16 protein-coding genes are annotated in these 16,468 nt (G+C 71.0%); 10 read left to right on the plus strand and 6 right to left on the minus strand.

What is annotated here, in order from left to right; genetic code table 11:
- Positions 1-163: 163 nt before the first annotated feature.
- From QFW96_RS02065 to QFW96_RS02105, 9 genes are all read left to right on the plus strand, one after another.
- Complete coding sequence (locus tag QFW96_RS02065) at positions 164-1,186, plus strand: polysaccharide deacetylase family protein (protein WP_281453737.1); 1,023 nt, start codon at positions 164-166, stop codon at positions 1,184-1,186.
- Positions 1,187-1,466: 280 nt separating this feature from the next.
- Positions 1,467-3,644 (plus strand): sensor histidine kinase, encoded by a 2,178-nt coding sequence (locus QFW96_RS02070; RefSeq protein WP_281453738.1) that lies wholly within the window; start codon positions 1,467-1,469, stop codon positions 3,642-3,644.
- On the plus strand, positions 3,641-4,021 hold the full coding sequence (locus QFW96_RS02075) for a roadblock/LC7 domain-containing protein (RefSeq protein WP_281453739.1): 381 nt from the start codon (positions 3,641-3,643) through the stop codon (positions 4,019-4,021). The genes QFW96_RS02070 and QFW96_RS02075 overlap by 4 nt, the downstream gene beginning before the upstream one ends.
- A 6-nt stretch (positions 4,022-4,027) precedes the next feature.
- Positions 4,028-4,378 carry a DUF742 domain-containing protein gene (locus QFW96_RS02080; RefSeq protein WP_281453740.1) on the plus strand — a complete coding sequence of 117 codons (351 nt, stop codon included), beginning with the start codon at positions 4,028-4,030 and terminating at the stop codon, positions 4,376-4,378.
- Entirely contained in the window at positions 4,362-4,949 is a 588-nt protein-coding gene (locus tag QFW96_RS02085; RefSeq protein ID WP_281453741.1) for a GTP-binding protein, read from the plus strand. The genes QFW96_RS02080 and QFW96_RS02085 overlap by 17 nt, the downstream gene beginning before the upstream one ends.
- Before the next feature lie 285 nt (positions 4,950-5,234).
- Positions 5,235-6,533: an MFS transporter gene (locus QFW96_RS02090; protein WP_281453742.1), complete on the plus strand. Its 1,299-nt coding sequence runs from the start codon at positions 5,235-5,237 to the stop codon at positions 6,531-6,533.
- Entirely contained in the window at positions 6,530-7,672 is a 1,143-nt protein-coding gene (locus QFW96_RS02095; RefSeq protein ID WP_281453743.1) for a maleate cis-trans isomerase family protein, read from the plus strand. The genes QFW96_RS02090 and QFW96_RS02095 overlap by 4 nt, the downstream gene beginning before the upstream one ends.
- A 25-nt stretch (positions 7,673-7,697) precedes the next feature.
- The gene (locus QFW96_RS02100) at positions 7,698-8,603 is read left to right on the plus strand and encodes a polysaccharide deacetylase family protein (RefSeq protein WP_281453744.1); all 906 of its coding nucleotides are present in this window, start codon (positions 7,698-7,700) and stop codon (positions 8,601-8,603) included.
- A gap of 43 nt (positions 8,604-8,646) precedes the next feature.
- Positions 8,647-9,303, plus strand: coding sequence for a GntR family transcriptional regulator (locus QFW96_RS02105; RefSeq protein WP_281453745.1), 657 nt, complete (start codon positions 8,647-8,649; stop codon positions 9,301-9,303).
- A 116-nt stretch (positions 9,304-9,419) separates the two neighbouring features.
- On the opposite strand, the gene QFW96_RS02110 is transcribed toward QFW96_RS02105, so the two are convergent.
- Entirely contained in the window at positions 9,420-9,983 is a 564-nt protein-coding gene (locus tag QFW96_RS02110; protein ID WP_281453746.1) for a GNAT family N-acetyltransferase, read from the minus strand.
- A complete protein-coding gene (locus QFW96_RS02115; protein ID WP_281453747.1) occupies positions 9,983-12,004 on the minus strand; it encodes a primosomal protein N' in 2,022 nt (673 codons plus the stop codon). Before QFW96_RS02115 ends, QFW96_RS02110 begins: the two co-directional genes overlap by 1 nt.
- A gap of 92 nt (positions 12,005-12,096) precedes the next feature.
- Between QFW96_RS02115 and QFW96_RS02120 the strand changes: the two genes are divergently transcribed.
- Positions 12,097-12,552, plus strand: coding sequence for a tRNA (cytidine(34)-2'-O)-methyltransferase (locus QFW96_RS02120; RefSeq protein ID WP_281453748.1), 456 nt, complete (start codon positions 12,097-12,099; stop codon positions 12,550-12,552).
- Here QFW96_RS02120 and QFW96_RS02125 read toward each other — a convergent pair.
- The 4 genes from QFW96_RS02125 to rpoZ form a co-directional block, all read right to left on the minus strand.
- Entirely contained in the window at positions 12,539-13,246 is a 708-nt protein-coding gene (locus tag QFW96_RS02125) for a YwaF family protein (RefSeq protein WP_281453749.1), read from the minus strand. The genes QFW96_RS02120 and QFW96_RS02125 overlap by 14 nt on opposite strands.
- 415 nt (positions 13,247-13,661) lie before the next feature.
- Entirely contained in the window at positions 13,662-14,858 is a 1,197-nt protein-coding gene (metK, locus tag QFW96_RS02130) for a methionine adenosyltransferase (protein WP_281453750.1), read from the minus strand.
- A 39-nt stretch (positions 14,859-14,897) separates the two neighbouring features.
- Positions 14,898-16,148, minus strand: coding sequence for a bifunctional phosphopantothenoylcysteine decarboxylase/phosphopantothenate--cysteine ligase CoaBC (coaBC, locus tag QFW96_RS02135; protein ID WP_281453751.1), 1,251 nt, complete (start codon positions 16,146-16,148; stop codon positions 14,898-14,900).
- Entirely contained in the window at positions 16,145-16,438 is a 294-nt protein-coding gene (rpoZ, locus tag QFW96_RS02140; RefSeq protein WP_010310991.1) for a DNA-directed RNA polymerase subunit omega, read from the minus strand. Before rpoZ ends, coaBC begins: the two co-directional genes overlap by 4 nt.
- Positions 16,439-16,468: the final 30 nt, after the last annotated feature.

The raw sequence follows: 16,468 nt of genomic DNA on the forward strand, positions 1-16,468 counted from the left end.
CCGACTTAGGCGAACTCGCGCGGTGCACGAATTTCCTTGCTGGACAATTGGGATCGGCCGCGACCACGCGGCCGGAAACCCACTGTCGCAGTCGGATCGGGCTAGATCAATTGGCCAGTTGGAGTATCCCGGCGGCGGAACCTGATCTATACCGTTGGTTCCGATGTTGCCTTCCAGAACCGCGCTTCGCGCCGCCGCTCTCGCGATGCTGTGCGCCACGGCCGCGTGCAGCGCGCCCGCCGCGCCCGCCCCTCCGCCGCCGCCCAACACCCCTGCCGCACCGCCCGCTCCCCCGCCGCCACCGGACCCGGCCTCGGTCGGCGCCAACGAGCTCGGCGACGTGCCGGTGCTGATGTACCACCGCATCACACCAGCTCCGACCAGCGTGTACGACCGCACTCCAGCCGATTTCCGGGGCGAGCTGGAGCGCCTCGTCCGCGAGGATTACGTTCCGGTGACGGCCACCGAGTACGCCACCGGGAAGATCGACATCCCGGCCGGCAAGCATCCCGTGGTGCTCACCTTCGACGACGGTTCGGCCACTCAGTTCACTGTGGACGCTTCGGGCGATCCGGCCCCGGAGTCGGCGGTCGGCATCCTGCTGTCGGTCGCTCGGGCCAATCCGGGATTCCGCCCGGTGGCGACGATGTACGTGTTCAATCCGCCGTTCGAGGAACCCACCGGTCGGCGCAGTCTCACCTGGTTGCACGACAACGGTTTCGAGATCGGCAACCACACCCTCGACCACCCGAACCTCGGGAAGGTCTCCTCGGAGCAGGCGCAGCACGAGATCGCCGGGATGCAGAAGATCATCACCGACGCCGTTCCGGGGTTGCGGGTGGACTCGCTGGCGCTGCCGCTGGGGATGCACCCCGACGAGGAGGCGCTGGCCTCCGACGGCTCGGCCGACGGGGTCACCTACCACCACACGAGCGTGATGCTGGTGGGTTCCAACCCCGCTCCCTCGCCGTTCACCGCGGATTTCGACCCGGCGAACATCCCGCGCATCCGCTCGCAAGGCCCCACCGGCGAGGACGCGAACTACGGCTCGACGGTGTGGCTCGACAAGCTCGCCGCCGACCCGGCGTCGCGCTACACCTCCGACGGCGACCCGGCCAAGACCTCGGCGCCGAACTCGGCGACGGCGCAGCCCGCCCCCTCCGCGCCGAACGTTCACCGCTACTGATCCCCGCGAGGGCGACCGGATTGCTCCCGCGTTCGGGGAACGGATTTCGGCAGTTCCCCGAAACCGGAATACGGGAGTAATCCGGTCACCCCCCGTTGGTTGCTCCCACCAGGAAGAATTTGCCCAGCCGCATGCCGATCGTGATCAACCCGTAAGCAGCGTTGGTATGAACGTGTTACGTGCTTTGAACACGGCCGGGTAAGCGCGACACGCAGGGTTAATCAGCTGCTAGCGTCCCGCCATCATCTTCGCCGCAGAAACCGGAGGGGGGTTTCCGCTGGTGACGTCACAGGACGCCGAGACTCATCACCGGACCATCAAGAAGCGGCTCTCGCGCGCGCTCACGCTGCCGATCGTGCTGCTGTCGGTCGTGCTGCTGTCCTCGACCGTGCCGCAGGGGGTCGAATCCTTCGTCGTCTGGCGGATCGGGGTCGCGGCCGAGGACGCCGGTGGATCGGCGATGCGCGCGTTCGCCGCGCTGCAGCACGAACGCGACCTGTCGGTGCGCGAGGGCATCCCGACCGCGGAGCTGGGGGCTGCGCGCGTCACCAGCGACCGCACCACCACCGAGCTCGTCCGCACGCTGGACTCGCTGACGGACTACGCGCCCGAACCGATCGCGGTCAAGACCGAACAGCTCAAGAAGCAGCTCGCCGAGCTGCCCCAGCGCCGCCTGCTGTCCCAGGGCCGGCTCAACCGCCGCGCCACCGTCGAGTACTTCAACGCCACCATCGACACCGGCATCGACCTCTTCGACACCCAGTCCCGGCTGGCGCACGACATCCAGGTCACCCAGGACGGCATCACCGCCACCGAGCTGCTGCGCGCCTCGGACCTGATGCGGCGGGCGGCGATGCTCGGCGGATCGGCGGTGGACTCGGGCCGCTTCGAGGCGGGCGAGCACCACGCGTTCGCCGAGCAGGTGTTCACCTACCGCAGCCGCATCGGCTCTGAGAGCGCTCACGCGGCACCCGAGGTGCAGCGGCAGTACCGCGCGCTGACGGCCTCGCCCGCGTGGCAGCGGCTCACCGCGGTCGAGGACCGGCTGGTCGCCGACGGCGCGACCGGCTCGCACGCGTTCCCGCCGGAGCAGCAGCGCGCGTGGCACGACGACGTGACCACCGTGGGCCGCGACCTCAACGAGCTGGCGCTGGCCCAGTCCGACCACGCGATCACGCTCGGCATGACGCAGGCCTACTCGAAGTTCGTCTGGACGATCCTGGTGGTGCTGGTCGCCCTCGCAGCCGTCGCGCTGTGCTGGTGGTACTCGTGGCGCAACATCGGCCTCGCCGAGCAGGTGCTGCAGCGGCTGGCGCGGCTGCGCGACGCGGTGCGCCACCGCACCCACGACCTGCTGCCGCCGATCCTGGCCCGCGCCCGCGAGGGCAAGGAGGTCGACGTCGACGACGAGCTGGGCAAGCTGGACTTCGGCCGCGACGAGATCGGCGAGGTCGCCGACGCGATGGAGGTCTCGCAGCGGGCCACCATCGACGCCACGATCAAGGAGGCCGGCACGCACGCGGCGTTCCGCAGCGCCATCGCCGCGATCGCCAGCGGCCAGCAAACCCTCATCCAGCAGGCGATCGTGCTCATCGACGCCGCCGAGCACGACGAGCAGGACCCGGCGAAGCTGCGCCGGTTGCTGCAGGTCGACAGCACGGTGACGCGGCTGCGCCGCAAGATCGAGAACCTGCGGGTGCTGGCCGGGGACCGGCCGGGGCGGCGCTGGCGGGACCCGGTGCCGCTGAGCAAGCTCGTGCAGTCGGCGATCGGCGAGACCGAGCACTACACGCGGATCAACGTCCGCGCGGTGCCGCCGGTGGCGGTCAAGGGCCCGGCGGTGACCGACACGATCCGGGTGCTGGCCGAGCTGATGGACAACGCCACCCGCTTCTCACCGCCGACCTCGCCGGTGCTGGTGCGGGTGGATCGCACGACCGGCGACCGGGTGCTGGTGGAGATCGAGGACCGCGGCCTGGGGATGCCCGCGGCCGACCGCGAGCGGATCAACGAAACCCTGTCCGCACCACCGGATTTCACCGCCAACTCGGTGCAGGACGACGTCCGGCTGGGCATGGTGGTGGTCTCCCGGCTGGCGCAGCGGCGCGGCATCGAGGTCGCCCTGCACCCCGGGGAGGGCTCGGGCATCCGGGCCTCGGTGGTGCTGCCCGCCGACCTGATCACCTCGCCCGCCCAGCCCCGGCAGGGGGCCGACCGGCAGGGCGTCGAGTCCACGGTCCGCATCCGCCGCAAGCCCCGCCGCACGTCCACCTCGGTCGAGCCGGAGAGCACCGGCGGCCTGCCGCAGCGCAGACGCGGCACGACGCTCGCGCGGCTGACGTCCAGCACCGCGGCCGACGACCCGGAACCGCCGTCCGACGAGCCGCGCCGGTCGGGGTCGGCGGCGTTCATGAACCAGATCCAGCGCGCCCGTTCTCAGCAGGAGGGACGTTCGTGAGCAGCGACAACCTGAGCTGGTTGCTCCAGGATTTCCACCGCCAGGTGCCGGACGCGCGGGGGCTGATCCTGTTCTCCGCCGACGGCCTGCCGACCGCGTCGTCGGGCATGTCCGACGACGACGCCGACGCCCTGGCAGCGCTGGGATCGTCGATCAACAGCACGGTGGCCGGCGCCAGCGCGCGCACCGGGTCGGGCCGGGTGCGCCAGACCCTGGTGGAGAGCGACGACGCGTACCTGCTGCTCACCCGCGCCGCCGAGCGCACCGGCCTGCTGGTGGTCGTGTCGATCTCGGCGGACCTGGAACTCACCGCCTCGGCGGTGGAGCAGCTGGTCGCGCGCGTCGGCGCGCACCTGGCGACGCCGGCTCGGCGGTGAGGCGGCATGGCCGAGTGGAGCGATGACGAGCCCGGGCCGCTGGTGCGGCCCTACGTGCACACCGGGGGCCGCACCGACGTCGCCAGCGAGGAGCTGAACGTCTCGGCACTGCTGCGCGCGACGCCCGATCCCGATGAGCAGGAGCTGTCGCTGAGCGCGGCGGCGGTGCGGGAGCTGTGCGCGACGCCGGTGTCGCTGGCGGAGATCGCCGCGGAGCTGGAGAGCCCGATCTCGGTGGCGCGCGTCCTGGTCGGCGAGCTCGTCACCCGGGGCCTGCTGCGGATCGCCGCCCCGAACACCGACCACCCCGACATTTCGTTCTTGGAGAGGCTGCGCAACGATGTCCGGAACCTTTGATCCGAACACGACTTCGGCGAAGATCGTGATCGCCGGGGCTTTCGGGGTCGGCAAGACCACGATGATCACCAAGCTCACCGACCGGGAACCGCTGCGCACCGAGGAGATCCTCACCGAGGCGGGCGTGGGCGTGGACGACCTCTCGGGCGTGGAGAGCAAGCAGACGACGACGGTGGCGCTGGACTTCGGCCGCCTGGACCTGCCCAGCGGCCCGAAGCTCTACCTGTTCGGAACCCCGGGCCAGGACCGGTTCTGGCCGATGTGGGACAGCATCGCGACGGGCGCGCTGGGCGCGATCGTCATCGTCGACCCGGACCGGCTGGGCCAGTGCTTCGCGATCCTGGACTTCTTCGAGGACCGCGGCATCCCGTTCGTGGTGGCGGTCAACGAGTTCGAGGGCGCCACCCGCCACGAACCCGATCAGATCGCCGCCGCCCTGGACCTCGACCCCGACATCCCGGTCCTCCACTTCGACGCCAGGAGCAAACCCGACACCAAGGAAGTCCTGGTCACAGTCCTCAGCCGAGCCATCGACCACCGCACCGCCCAGACTCCCACCCCAACCCGCTGACCTCTGGGCAGAGCCGGTGGTGCCGGCAGCATCGTGCGTCACCAGTGGACAGTTTTAGTCCAAATTATCCTGGCAAAACGGACATTGATCATGGGTGATTCGAGGAAAAACTGCCCCCTGCCTCGCACCACCCCACCTGAGCGTCACTCCATCGCCGCAACGAGCCCCTAACGTCCGGGTCGCAGCTTTCACGTTCCGGTTACGTGCGGGGCTTGTTCGGCAACGGACACCGGCATACCTTTGCTTGGTATACCGTGTTGGTATACCAAGCAAAGGATGAGGCTCATGTCCAACACCCGTTGGCGCTTGTTCGGTCTCCTGTTGTTGCTGGTCACCGTCAACTACGTCGACCGCGGATCGCTGTCCGTGGCACTTCCGATGATCAAGGACGAGTTCGGCATCGGACCTGAGGTCACCGGCGTCCTGCTGTCCGTCTTCTTCTGGGCCTACGCCGCGATGCAGATCCCCGCGGGCTGGCTCATCGACCGCTTCGGCCCCCGCAGGCTGATCACCGCCGCGTGCCTGGGCTGGGGCGGCGCGACCGCGCTCACCGGTCTCGCGCCCAACACCGCCACGATGGCCGTCGGTCGCGCCGCGCTCGGCGCCGCCGAGGCGCCCATCATGCCCGCGGGCGGCAAGCTCAACGCCGTGTTCCTGACCGAGAAGGAACGCGGCCGCGGCGCCACGATCCTCGATGCCGGCGCTCCCCTGGGCTCGGCGTTCGGCGGCGTCGCGATCACCGGCCTCATCGCCGCCACCGGCAGCTGGCGCTGGGCGTTCATCGCCGCCGGTGCCGCGACGATGCTGCTGGGTTTCTGGGCGTGGCGGGCCATCCGCGACACCCCGGAGACCCACCCGCGCGTCGACGACGCCGAGCGCGCCCACCTCGCCCGAGCGCGCGCGGACGAGAACGCCCGCCACCAGGCCACCGGACGGCGCGCCGGTCTCGTGCACTACCTGCGCTACCGCAGCTTCTGGGCGATGTGCCTGGGCTGGCTCGGGTTCAACGGCGTCTTCTACGGGCTGCTGACCTGGGGCCCGCTGTTCCTGTCGGAGAGCAAGGGATTCGACCTCGGCGCGATCGGCTGGTCCACGTTCGTCATCTTCGGTGCCGGGTTCGTCGGCGAGATCCTCGGCGGTCAGCTCGCCGATCGGCTCCGCGATCGCGGCTTCGGCACCAACGCCGTGCTGCGGAGCCTGCTGGGATTCGCCGGGCTGTGCGTGATCGGCGGGCTGGTCGGGGTCGTGCTCGTGCCGGGTCCGGTCGCGGCCATCGTCCTGCTGTCCACCGTGCTGTTCTTCCTCCGCTGGGTCGGCCTGTTCTGGGCCGTGCCCGCGATCCTCGGCGGCACCGAGGACGCCGGGGTGCTCGGCGGCGCGATGAACCTGGCGGGCAACGTCTCCGGCTTCATCACGCCCATCGCGGTGGGGCTCATCGTCGGCGCGACCGGCGGTTACACCGGGGCGCTGCTGTACTTCGTCGGCGCGGGCGTGATCATGACGATCTCGGTCCTCGTCCTGGACTACAGCACCCGGCTCGCTCCCCGCGCCACGTCCGCGCCCGTTCAGGGAGGTGCCGCGTGACCCGCATCGGCATGATCGTCCCGTCCTCCAACACGACCCTCGAACCCGCCACCCGGCGACTGCTCGCCGAGCGGTCCGATGTGGACGTGCTGTGCACCCGGATCCCGGTGCGCGCCATCACCCGCGACGGCACGGGCGCGTCCTTCGACGTCGAGACGATGGTGAGCGCGGCCGAGCTGCTGGCCGACGCCGAGGTGGACTGCGTGGTCTGGAACGGCACCGCCGGGTCCTGGCTCGGCGCCGACCACGACCGCCGGATCGCGTCGGCCATCACCGACCGCACCGGCCTCCCCGCCACGACCTCGACGCTGGCGATCCTGCAGGCCTGCCACGACTTCGGCGTCACCGAGCTGGCCTGCGCCTCGCCCTACACCGCCGACGTGGCGGAGGCGATCGTCGCCGAGTACGCCGGCCACGGCATCACCATCACCGGACGCAGCGAGTGGTGCCTGTCCGACAACCGCGCCTTCGCCGCACCGGGAGCCGCCGAGGTCGCCGAACTGCTGCTCAGCGCGGCGAAACCCGGTGCGCACGCGGTGGGTCTGATCTGCACCAACGTCGACGGCGCGGCGGTGGCCGCCGACGTCGAGCGCGAGCTGGGCGTGCCGGTGATCGACAGCATCGCCGCCACCCTCTGGTGGGCGCTGGAGACCGCGGGCGCGCCCTCGCGCATCAACGGGGCGGGGGCGCTGCTCGACCAGGCGGACCTGCGGCACCGCGCGTCGCGGATCGTCGCCGAGCTGCGGGTGCGCACCGGCTGCGACCGCACGACGCTGCGCGTCGACGACCCGCTGCGCGGCCTGCACGTCGACCTGTGCGCGGCGGAGTCCCGCGCCGACGGGGTGCGCTCGATCCAGCACGACCCTTCCCTCGACCAGCGCGGGTTGGAGACCGTGCGGTGGCTGGACGAGCACCGGCGGGTCCTCGTGCAGCCCGCGTTCACCGAACCGCCGTTCCCGCCGCAGGCGCTGCGCGAGGTCTACGGGGTGAGCGCCCAGGTGCTCGGCCCGGTCGAGCGCGGCGGCGAGGTCGTCGCGTGGTTGTCGGCGCACAGCATCGGCGAGCGGGCGTGGACGGAGTCCGATGTGGACGCGATGAACGCGGCGCGCGACGCGGTCGCGGCGCTGCTGGACCGGTGATCTCTCGATGTCGAAAGGACAACGCATGAAGAAGATCCAGGTGTGCGTCGGTGTCGACGTGGACTCCTGCGCCGGGTGGCTGGGCTCCTACGGGGGACAGGACTCCCCCAATGACATGCAGCGCGGCGTGTTCGCCGGGCAGGTCGGCGTGCCGCGCGTGCTCAAGCTGCTGGAACGCCGCGGCATCACCGGCACGTGGTTCTGGCCCGGTCACTCGCTGGAGACCTTCCCGGAGCAGGCTCGGATGTGCGTCGAGGCCGGGCACGAGATCGGCGCCCACGGCTACAGCCACGAGAACCCGCGCTCGCTGTCGCCCGAGCAGGAGCGCGACGTGATGACCAAGAGCGTCGAGCTCATCGAGGACCTGTGCGGGAAGCGGCCCGAGGGCTACGTGGCGCCGTGGTGGGAGATGAGCGAGCACACCGCGGGCATCCTCGCCGACTTCGGCTTCTCCTACGACCACTCGCAGAACTACCACGACTTCGTGCCGTTCTACGCCCGCGTCGGGGACCGGTGGACGCCGATCGACACCTCCCGGCCGGCAGCGCACTGGATGAAGCCCCTGGAGCACGGCAGCGAGATCGACCTCGTGGAGTTCTGCGGCAACTGGTACGTCGACGACCTGCCGCCGATGATGTTCATCAAGTCACACCCGAACTCGCACGGCTTCGTCAACCCGCGCGACATCGAATCCCTCTGGAACGACCAGTTCGACTGGGTCCACCGGGAGCTCGACTACGCGGTCATCCCGATGACGCTGCACCCGGACGTCTCCGGGCGGCCGCAGGTGCTGCTGATGCTGGAGCGACTGCTGGACCGGTGGGCGGAGTTCGACGGCGTCGAGTTCGTGCCGATGGCCGAGGCCGCCGCCGAGTACCGACGCCGCTTCCCCTTCGACCGGCCCGAACGACCGGACGGTCTGGGGCGGTGAGCAGCTGATTCGGCCTGGTGCCACTGCTAGGATCCGAGGTGGCATGGCTTCTGATTCCCACTCGACCGAGACCGTCCTGCTGCGGGGGCGACTGATCGACACCCTGCGCAACGACGTGATCATCGGTCGCTATCCCCCGGGCTACCGGCTCGTCGAGCGGGACGTCGCCGACACCTACGGGGTGTCGCGGCTTCCCGCCCGGGAGGCGCTGCAGGCGCTGCGCGCCGAGGGCTTCCTGGAGGTCCGCAACACGCGCGGTCTGGTCGTGCGCACCTGGACCGAGACCGACGTGAGCGAGCTGTTCGACATCCGCGAGGCGCTGGAGTCGGTGGCCTGCCGCCAGGCCGCGGAGCAGCGCACCGACGACGACGTCGTCGCGCTGCGCGAGGCGGCCGACGCGGCCGATGCGGCCGTCGCCTCGGGCGACACCTCCAGCGCGCACGACGCCAACGCGCTGTTCCACCAGCTGCTGGTGACCGCGGCCCACAACCGCACGCTCAGCGAGGTCACGGCCCCGGTCCTCTACCGGGTGCAGTGGCTGGTCCGCCAGATCCCGGACCCCCACTCGGTCTCGGACGACCACCACGCCCTCGTCGAGGCCATCGCCGACGGCGACCCCCGCCGCGCCCAGCGCCTCGCCGTCTCGCACGCGGAACGCAACCGCACCACAACCCTCAAAGCCATGTTCCCGGGCCGCTGATCCGTCACCAGAGGACGGTTTTAGCCCAAACCGTCCGGACAAAGCGGACATTGATCACGGGTGATTCGAGGAAAAACTGTCCTCTGCCTCGCACCACCCGGGTGCCAGGCCCCGGCTCAGGGCTTGGGGCTCAGCTGGTCGCGGGTGAGGGCGTACTCGACGTCGCCGTGCTCGGACCCGGGGATGGGGCCTTCCGGCCAGGTGGTGAAGAAGGTCCGGACGTAGCGCAGACCGGCTTTCTCCATGACGCGGCGGGAGCCGGTGTTGACCGTCATGGTCTGGGCCCACACGCGACTCAGGCCGAGGTCGGCGAAGCCCTTGTGGATCAGCGCCCGCGATCCCTCGGTCGCCAAGCCTCGCCCCCAGGCCGAGCGGTGCAGCCGGTAGCCGAGCTCGAAGTTGCCGAGGTCGTCCGACGCGTTCGGGTGGAACTTGAAGAGTCCCAGGAACTCCCCGGTCTCCCGCTCGACGGCGACCCAGTTGCCGTGTCCGCCGTAGCGCTCGTAGCGCGCCAGGTACATCGGCATGGTCTCCGACCGGACCTCTTCGAGCGTGCTGGGCACGCCGCCGTTCAGGTACCGCATGACCTCGGGATCGCTGTTGAGCCGGAACACCGCGTCGGTGTCCTCGGCGGTGAGCTCCCGCAGCACCATGCGCTCGGTCTCCAGGAACACCCGCACTACAACATCTCCAGCGGGTCGAGGCGGACCTGGAGCTCGGTGGCCTTGCGGGCCGCGCGGATGGCCTGGGCGGCGTGCAGGGAGTCCGCGAGCGCTCGGCCTTCGGTGCGGTCGACGCGGACGATGAGGCGCTCGCGCTCGGAGCTGCCGTCCTCGTCGACCTCGCCGAGCGGCACCGGCCCGAGAACTTCGGCGCTGGAAGGCAGGTCCGCCGAGTCCAGCAGCGCCTCGATCGCGTCCGGCGTCCCGTCGACGGCCGCCACGCGGCGTGCGGGCGGGAACCCGAGCTCGGCGCGCTCGGCGAGTTCCTGCGCGGCGTACCAGGCCGGGTCCCACCGCACGAGCGCCTGCACCGGCTGCAGCGACGACTCCGCCATCACCACCACGCGCCCGCCGTCGGAGGCGGGCCGCACGAGAGCGGCGGCGGCGAACCACTTGCGCAGCGCGGCCTCCGACGCCCGCAGCTCGGGTCGTCCGAGCAGGGTGCGGCCGTCCAGCAGCAGCGCCGCGCCGTAGCCGCCGTCGGCGACGGGTTCGGCGCCGGGAGTGCACACGATCAGCGCGGGCTTGCCGGGCACGTCGGCGAGGATCTCGCCCGCGCCGGAGGTCCGCACCGGGATTCCGGGGAACGCCCGCCCCAGCTCCTCGGCGGTGCGGCCCGCACCGACGGCGATCGCGCGCAACCGCCGCGACCCGCACTGCGGGCACTTGAACGCCGCCTCGGAGGTCCCGCACCAGCTGCACGCGGCCGGTTTGGGCATCCCGTCCTCGGTTCCCCCGGGCAGCGACAACGGCCCCGCGCAGCGCCGGCACCGAGCGCGTTCGCGGCAGTCTCCGCAGGCCAGAGCCGGTACGTACCCGCGCCGGGGCACCTGGACGAGCACCGGCGCGCCGCTCTTGAGCGCGGCCCGGGCGGCCTCGAATCCCACCGACGGCAACCGGGCGGCCCGCGCCGCGGGGTCGCGCGCGAGCTGCGTGTCGTCCTCGCCGATGGAGGTCACGCGCGGCGCGGCGGCCCGGACCTCGGTGCGGTGCGCGACGAGCTCGTGCGCCCAGCCGGACTCGACCAGCAGCGCGGCCTCGGCGGTCCGGGCGAACCCGCCGACGACGAGCGCCGCGCCCGCGGTGTGCGCCCGCTGGGTGAGCACGTCGCGCGTGTGCGGGTAGGGCGTCTGCGGGTAGGAGTGCAGGTCGTCGCCGTCGTCCCACACCACGGCCAGCCCGAGGTCGCGCACCGGCGCGAACATCGCCGCACGCGTGCCGATCACCACCCGCGCGGCACCGCGCAGGGCGGCGAGCCAATGCTTGTAGCGCTCGGCCGGGCCGCTGTCGGCGGTCAGCGTCACGACGTCGTCGCCGAGCAGCGCCGCGCAGGCCGCGTGCAGCCGCTTGAGGTCGCGGTGATCGGGCACGACGATCAGCGCCCCGCGCCCGGCGGAGGCCGTGGTGGCGGCGGCTTCGGCGAGCCGCGCGGGCCAGTCCTCCCCCGGCAGCGCCTGCCACACCGCGCGGGCCGGACGACCCGCGCTCAACGCGTCCAAGAAGGACTGACCGTGCTGATATCGCTGCCACGCAGGCGTTTCCGGCCGGTCGGGCGCGGGAACCGGTTCGCGCCGAGCCGACTTCTCGGCGGCGGCGCTGCGCGGTGGGATAGCCAGCCGCAGGACGTCGACGAGCATCCCGCCGTAGCGGCCGGCGACAGCGCGGGCCTGGGCGAGCATCTCCGGCGTCAGCACCGGTTCCGGCGAGGCGACCCGTTCCAGCCACGCCAGGTTGCCCTTGAACTCGGAGGTCTCGACGCGCTCCAGCAGGTAACCGTCGACGAGCTTGCCGCGGAACCGCACCCGCACCCGCACCCCGGCCTGAGCGTCGGCGTCGAGCCGATCGGGAACGCGGTAGTCGAACGGGCGGTCCAGGTGCACCGGCAGCGGGACGTCGACCAGCACGCGCGCGACCGGACTGCTCGCCGCCGCCGTGCGCTCGGTCTCCTCCTTCCGCTTCCGCGGCTGCCCACCTGCCATGTGTCTTCTCTACCATGCTCCCCCGTCGCGCCCTGGTGCCGGAGGTGACCGGCGAGTTGGGATCCGGGTGGAGCGTGTGAAAGCATTTTCGAGTGTTTCACGTCGTCTTCTACCACCCCGAGATTCCCGGGAACGCCGGGAACGCGATCCGGATGGCGGCCGGTTCGGGCGCCGCGCTGCACCTGATCGAGCCCCTGGGGTTCTCCGTGGAGGACGCGAAGCTGCGTCGCGCCGGGCTGGACTACCACGACCGCGCCGCGCTGCACGTCCACCCGAGCCTGGACGCCTGCTGGGACGCGCTGCGCCCGGAGCGGGTCATCGCGTTCACCGCCCGCACCGAGATGATCCACACCGAAGTCGACTACCGGCCGGGCGACGTGCTGCTGTTCGGCCCGGAGTCGACGGGGCTGCCGGACGAGCTGATCGAGTCGGCGTCGCTGCGGGTGCGGATCCCGATGCTGCCGGGCATCCGGTCGATGAACGTCGCGAACTCGGCGGCGGTCGCGGTCTACGAGGCGTGGCGGCAGCAGGGCTTCAAGCTGCCGTGACGGGCTCGCGGCGGCGCGTCCAGGGCCAGGTGAGCAGCGCCCAGGCGGCCATGCCGACGACGAGCTCCACGGCCAGGTAGGTGGGCCAGCCGCCCATCAGGTCCAGCAGCGACGGGTTGTTCGGCTTGCTGCTGACGAACCCGTAGTTGGTGCCCGCGATGGCGTTGAAGCCCAGCATCAGCACTCCCCACGCGACGGTGACCCCGACCGAGACCCAGTACCCGCGCCAGGTCGGCCTCAGCCCGATTCCCCAGGTCAGGAACGCCGCGGCCCAGATCACCAGCAGGTGCTGACCCCAGAACTCGACGAAGTCGACGTGCGGGAAGTCGGGCGCGTCCAACGCCGGCGTGATGATCGCCTGCGGGGTCAGCGTCAGCCCCCAGAAGTACAGCAGCGCGTGCGGCGTCGAGGCCCGCGTCCACAACGCCCAACCCGCCACCACCCACGCCAGATCGCACAGGTGCAGCGGCAGCGAGTTGAACAGGTCCCAGGCCCCAGGGGTCAACCGGTACGCCAGCAGCGGCAGGTTGAACCCCACCACGACCAGCGCGAACCCCCGGCACCACCGCTCGGCCCCGTCGCGCGACAACCCCCGCCCGAACACGACGAGAACCACCGACCCGACCACGATGAGCCCCATCAAGACCCAATGCGACGCGCCGTACACCACGAACCGATCCCCCACCGGCTCCACGCCTCAACACTCACCCACCCGCCCCACCCGGTCAATCCCACCCAGCACACCCGACGCGTCGCGCTCAGGGCTGAAAACCATCGCGTCGAGGACTGTCAACTGATCGTCCCCGGCCCGTTCAACCGCTCCGACGAGTCGGGGCCGGGCACGGGGTTCAGCAGGGTTCGTCCCTCACCAGGGGACAGTTTTAGTCATAACTGTCCGGACATTTCGGGCATCAGCCCCGGGCAGTTGTGACTAAAACTGTCCCCTGCCCACGCCCGAACCCCACCCACCACGTCGAAAACCGCGGTTTTCACGGCGTCGAAAACCGCAGGTTTTGACCTGAGGGGCGAGGTGGGTGCGGTGACGAGGTCGCAGACATGACAAGGTGCCCCCGGAATGGTTCCGGGGGCACCTTCTGCTGAGCGGGGGGTCAGACTCCGGCTGCTGCCTTGAGGGCTTCTGCGCGGGTGGTGGATTCCCAGGGGAGGTCGACGTCGGTGCGGCCGAAGTGGCCGTAGGCGGCCGTGGCCGAGTAGATGGGCCGCAGCAGGTCGAGGTCGCGGATGATGGCGGCCGGACGGAGGTCGAAGACCTCGTTGACCGCCTTCTGGATCCTGGCCGGGTCGACGGTCTCGGTGCCGAAGGTCTCGATGAACAGGCCCACCGGCGCGGCCTTGCCGATCGCGTAGGCGACCTGGACCTCGATGCGCTTGGCCAGGCCCGCGGCGACGACGTTCTTCGCGACCCAGCGGGTCGCGTAGGCGGCGGAGCGGTCGACCTTCGACGGGTCCTTGCCGGAGAACGCGCCACCGCCGTGGCGGGCCATGCCGCCGTAGGTGTCGACGATGATCTTCCGGCCGGTCAGGCCCGCGTCACCCATCGGCCCGCCGACGACGAACCGGCCGGTCGGGTTGACCAGCAGCCGGGTCTCGGCGGTGCTCAGCGCGAGGTCCGCGATCTCGGGCTCGACGACGTGCTTGGTGATGTCGCCGACGAGCTGGCCTTCGAGGTCGATCTCCTCGGCGTGCTGCGTCGACAGCACGACGGTGTCGAGCCCCACGGCCTTCTCGCCGTCGTAGGCGATGGTCACCTGGGTCTTGCCGTCGGGCCGCAGGTACGGCAGCACCCCGTCCTTGCGGACGCGGGTGAGCCGGCGGGACAGCCGGTGCGCCAGCGCGATCGGCAGCGGCATCAGCTCGGGCGTGTCGTCGCAGGCGTAGCCGAACATCAGGCCCTGGTCACCGGCGCCCTGCTGGGCGATCTCGTCGATGACGCCTTCGACGCGGGTCTCGTGCGCGGTGTCGACGCCCTGGGCGATGTCGGGCGACTGCGAGCCGATGGCGATGTTGACGCCGCAGGAGTCGCCGTCGAAGCCCTTGGCGGAGGAGTCGTAGCCGATCTCGAGGATCTTGTTCCGCACGATGGCGGGGATGTCGGCGTACGCCTCGGTGGTGACCTCACCGGCGACGTGCACCTGCCCGGTGGTCACCAGCGTCTCCACGGCCACGCGCGAACGCGGGTCCTGCGCGAGCAGCGCGTCGAGGATCGAGTCGCTGATCGCGTCGCAGATCTTGTCGGGGTGCCCTTCGGTCACCGACTCACTGGTGAACAACCGCTGCTGACTCACAACTCTCCTAGGGTCTGACGGCGTCGACGCCGTCAAACACTACTGGTCGGAGAGCCGCCGCCCGACCGCATCCCACAGTGTGGACGCCAGGAGGGACTTGGCGCCGAGATCGATCCGCTCCTCGGTGCCGTCGTCGCCGAGGAGCCATCCGGAGTTGTCCTCGACCTCGAAGGCCATGCCGTCGCCGACGGCGTTGACCACGAGCATGTCGCAGCCCTTGCGCGCGAGCTTGGCCCGGCCGTGGTCGAGCACCGAGGAGGTCGCGTCACCGGTCTCGGCGGCGAACCCGACGATCAGCGACGCCGCGAGCTTGCCCGCGGAACGGGACTCGACGAGCTCGGCGAGGATGTCGGGATTGCGGGCCAGCACAACGGGTTCCGGATCCCGATCAGTCTTCTTGATCTTGTGCTCGGCCTGGTTCACCGGCCTGAAGTCGGCCACCGCGGCGGCCATCACGACGGCGTCGGCGCCGTCGGACTCGGCCAGCACCACCGTCCGCAGCTCCTCGGCGGTGCCGACCTTGATCAGCCGCACACCGGCCGGAGTGACCAGGTCGGCGGTGTGCGCGGCGACCAGGGTCACGTCGGCGCCGCGGTGCGCGGCGATGCGCGCCAGCGCGTAGCCCTGCCGCCCGGACGAGCGGTTTCCCAGGTAGCGGACGGGGTCGAGCGATTCCCGGGTTCCCCCGGCGGAGATGACGACCCGCTTGCCGTCCAGGTCCCACGGCAGGGAGGTCGACGAGGTCAGCAGCAGCCGCGCCAGGTCGACGATCTCGGCGGGGTCGGGCAACCGCCCCTTGCCGGTGTCCTTGCCGGTCAGCCGCCCGCTGTCGGGTTCGGCGACGACGACACCGCGCTCGCGCAGCGTGGCCACGTTGTGCCGGGTCGCCGGGTGCTCCCACATCTCGGTGTGCATCGCGGGGACCATCAGCACCGGGCAGCGCGCGGTGAGCAGGGTGTTGGTGAGCAGGTCGGGAGCCTGCCCGGTGGCCGCGCGGGCCAGCAGGTCAGCGGTGGCGGGGACGACGACCACGAGGTCGGCCTCCTGGCCGAGCCGCACGTGCGGCACCTCGTGCACGTCGGTGAACACGCCGGTCTCGACCGGCTGCCCGGACAGCGCCTCGAAGGTGGCCTTGCCGACGAAGTTCAGCGCGGCCTCGGTGGGCACGACGCGAACGCTGTGGCCGGTCTCGGTGAGGCGCCGCAGCACCTCGCACGCCTTGTAGGCGGCGATGCCACCGCTGACGCCGAGGACCACCCTCGGGCGGTCCTCGGTCGTTCCGGTCGTCACTCGCCTTCGGTGTGCTCGAGCACGCCGGCGTGGATCTCGCGCAGCGCGATCGACAGCGGCTTCTCGCGCGGGCCCGGCTCGACCAGCGGGCCGACGTACTCCAGCAGGCCCTCGCCGAGCTGGGCGTAGTAGTCGTTGATCTGCCGCGCGCGCTTGGCCGAGTAGATGACCAGCGCGTACTTCGAGCTGACCTGCTCGAGCAGGTCGTCGATCGGCGGGTAGGTGATGCCCTCGACGGTGTTGGTCGAGGGGCTGCTGTTGAGGGCAGCCAGCGCGCTAGGGGTGCTCACAGGTGTGGCTCCTGCTCAGTAGTAGGTCGT

The organism is Saccharopolyspora ipomoeae, assembly GCF_029952525.1.
Lineage (GTDB): Bacteria > Actinomycetota > Actinomycetes > Mycobacteriales > Pseudonocardiaceae > Saccharopolyspora > Saccharopolyspora ipomoeae.

Excerpts from the sequence above, each read along its gene's own strand:
- QFW96_RS02065 (WP_281453737.1), top strand. The coding sequence starts at position 164 with ATGTTGCCTTCCAGAACCGCGCTTCGCGCCGCCGCTCTCGCGATGCTG.
- QFW96_RS02105 (WP_281453745.1), top strand. The coding sequence starts at position 8,647 with ATGGCTTCTGATTCCCACTCGACCGAGACCGTCCTGCTGCGGGGGCGA.
- QFW96_RS02090 (WP_281453742.1), top strand. The coding sequence starts at position 5,235 with ATGTCCAACACCCGTTGGCGCTTGTTCGGTCTCCTGTTGTTGCTGGTC.
- QFW96_RS02100 (WP_281453744.1), top strand. The coding sequence starts at position 7,698 with ATGAAGAAGATCCAGGTGTGCGTCGGTGTCGACGTGGACTCCTGCGCC.
- QFW96_RS02085 (WP_281453741.1), top strand. The coding sequence starts at position 4,362 with ATGTCCGGAACCTTTGATCCGAACACGACTTCGGCGAAGATCGTGATC.
- QFW96_RS02080 (WP_281453740.1), top strand. The coding sequence starts at position 4,028 with ATGGCCGAGTGGAGCGATGACGAGCCCGGGCCGCTGGTGCGGCCCTAC.
- QFW96_RS02115 (WP_281453747.1), bottom strand. The coding sequence starts at position 12,004 with ATGGCAGGTGGGCAGCCGCGGAAGCGGAAGGAGGAGACCGAGCGCACG.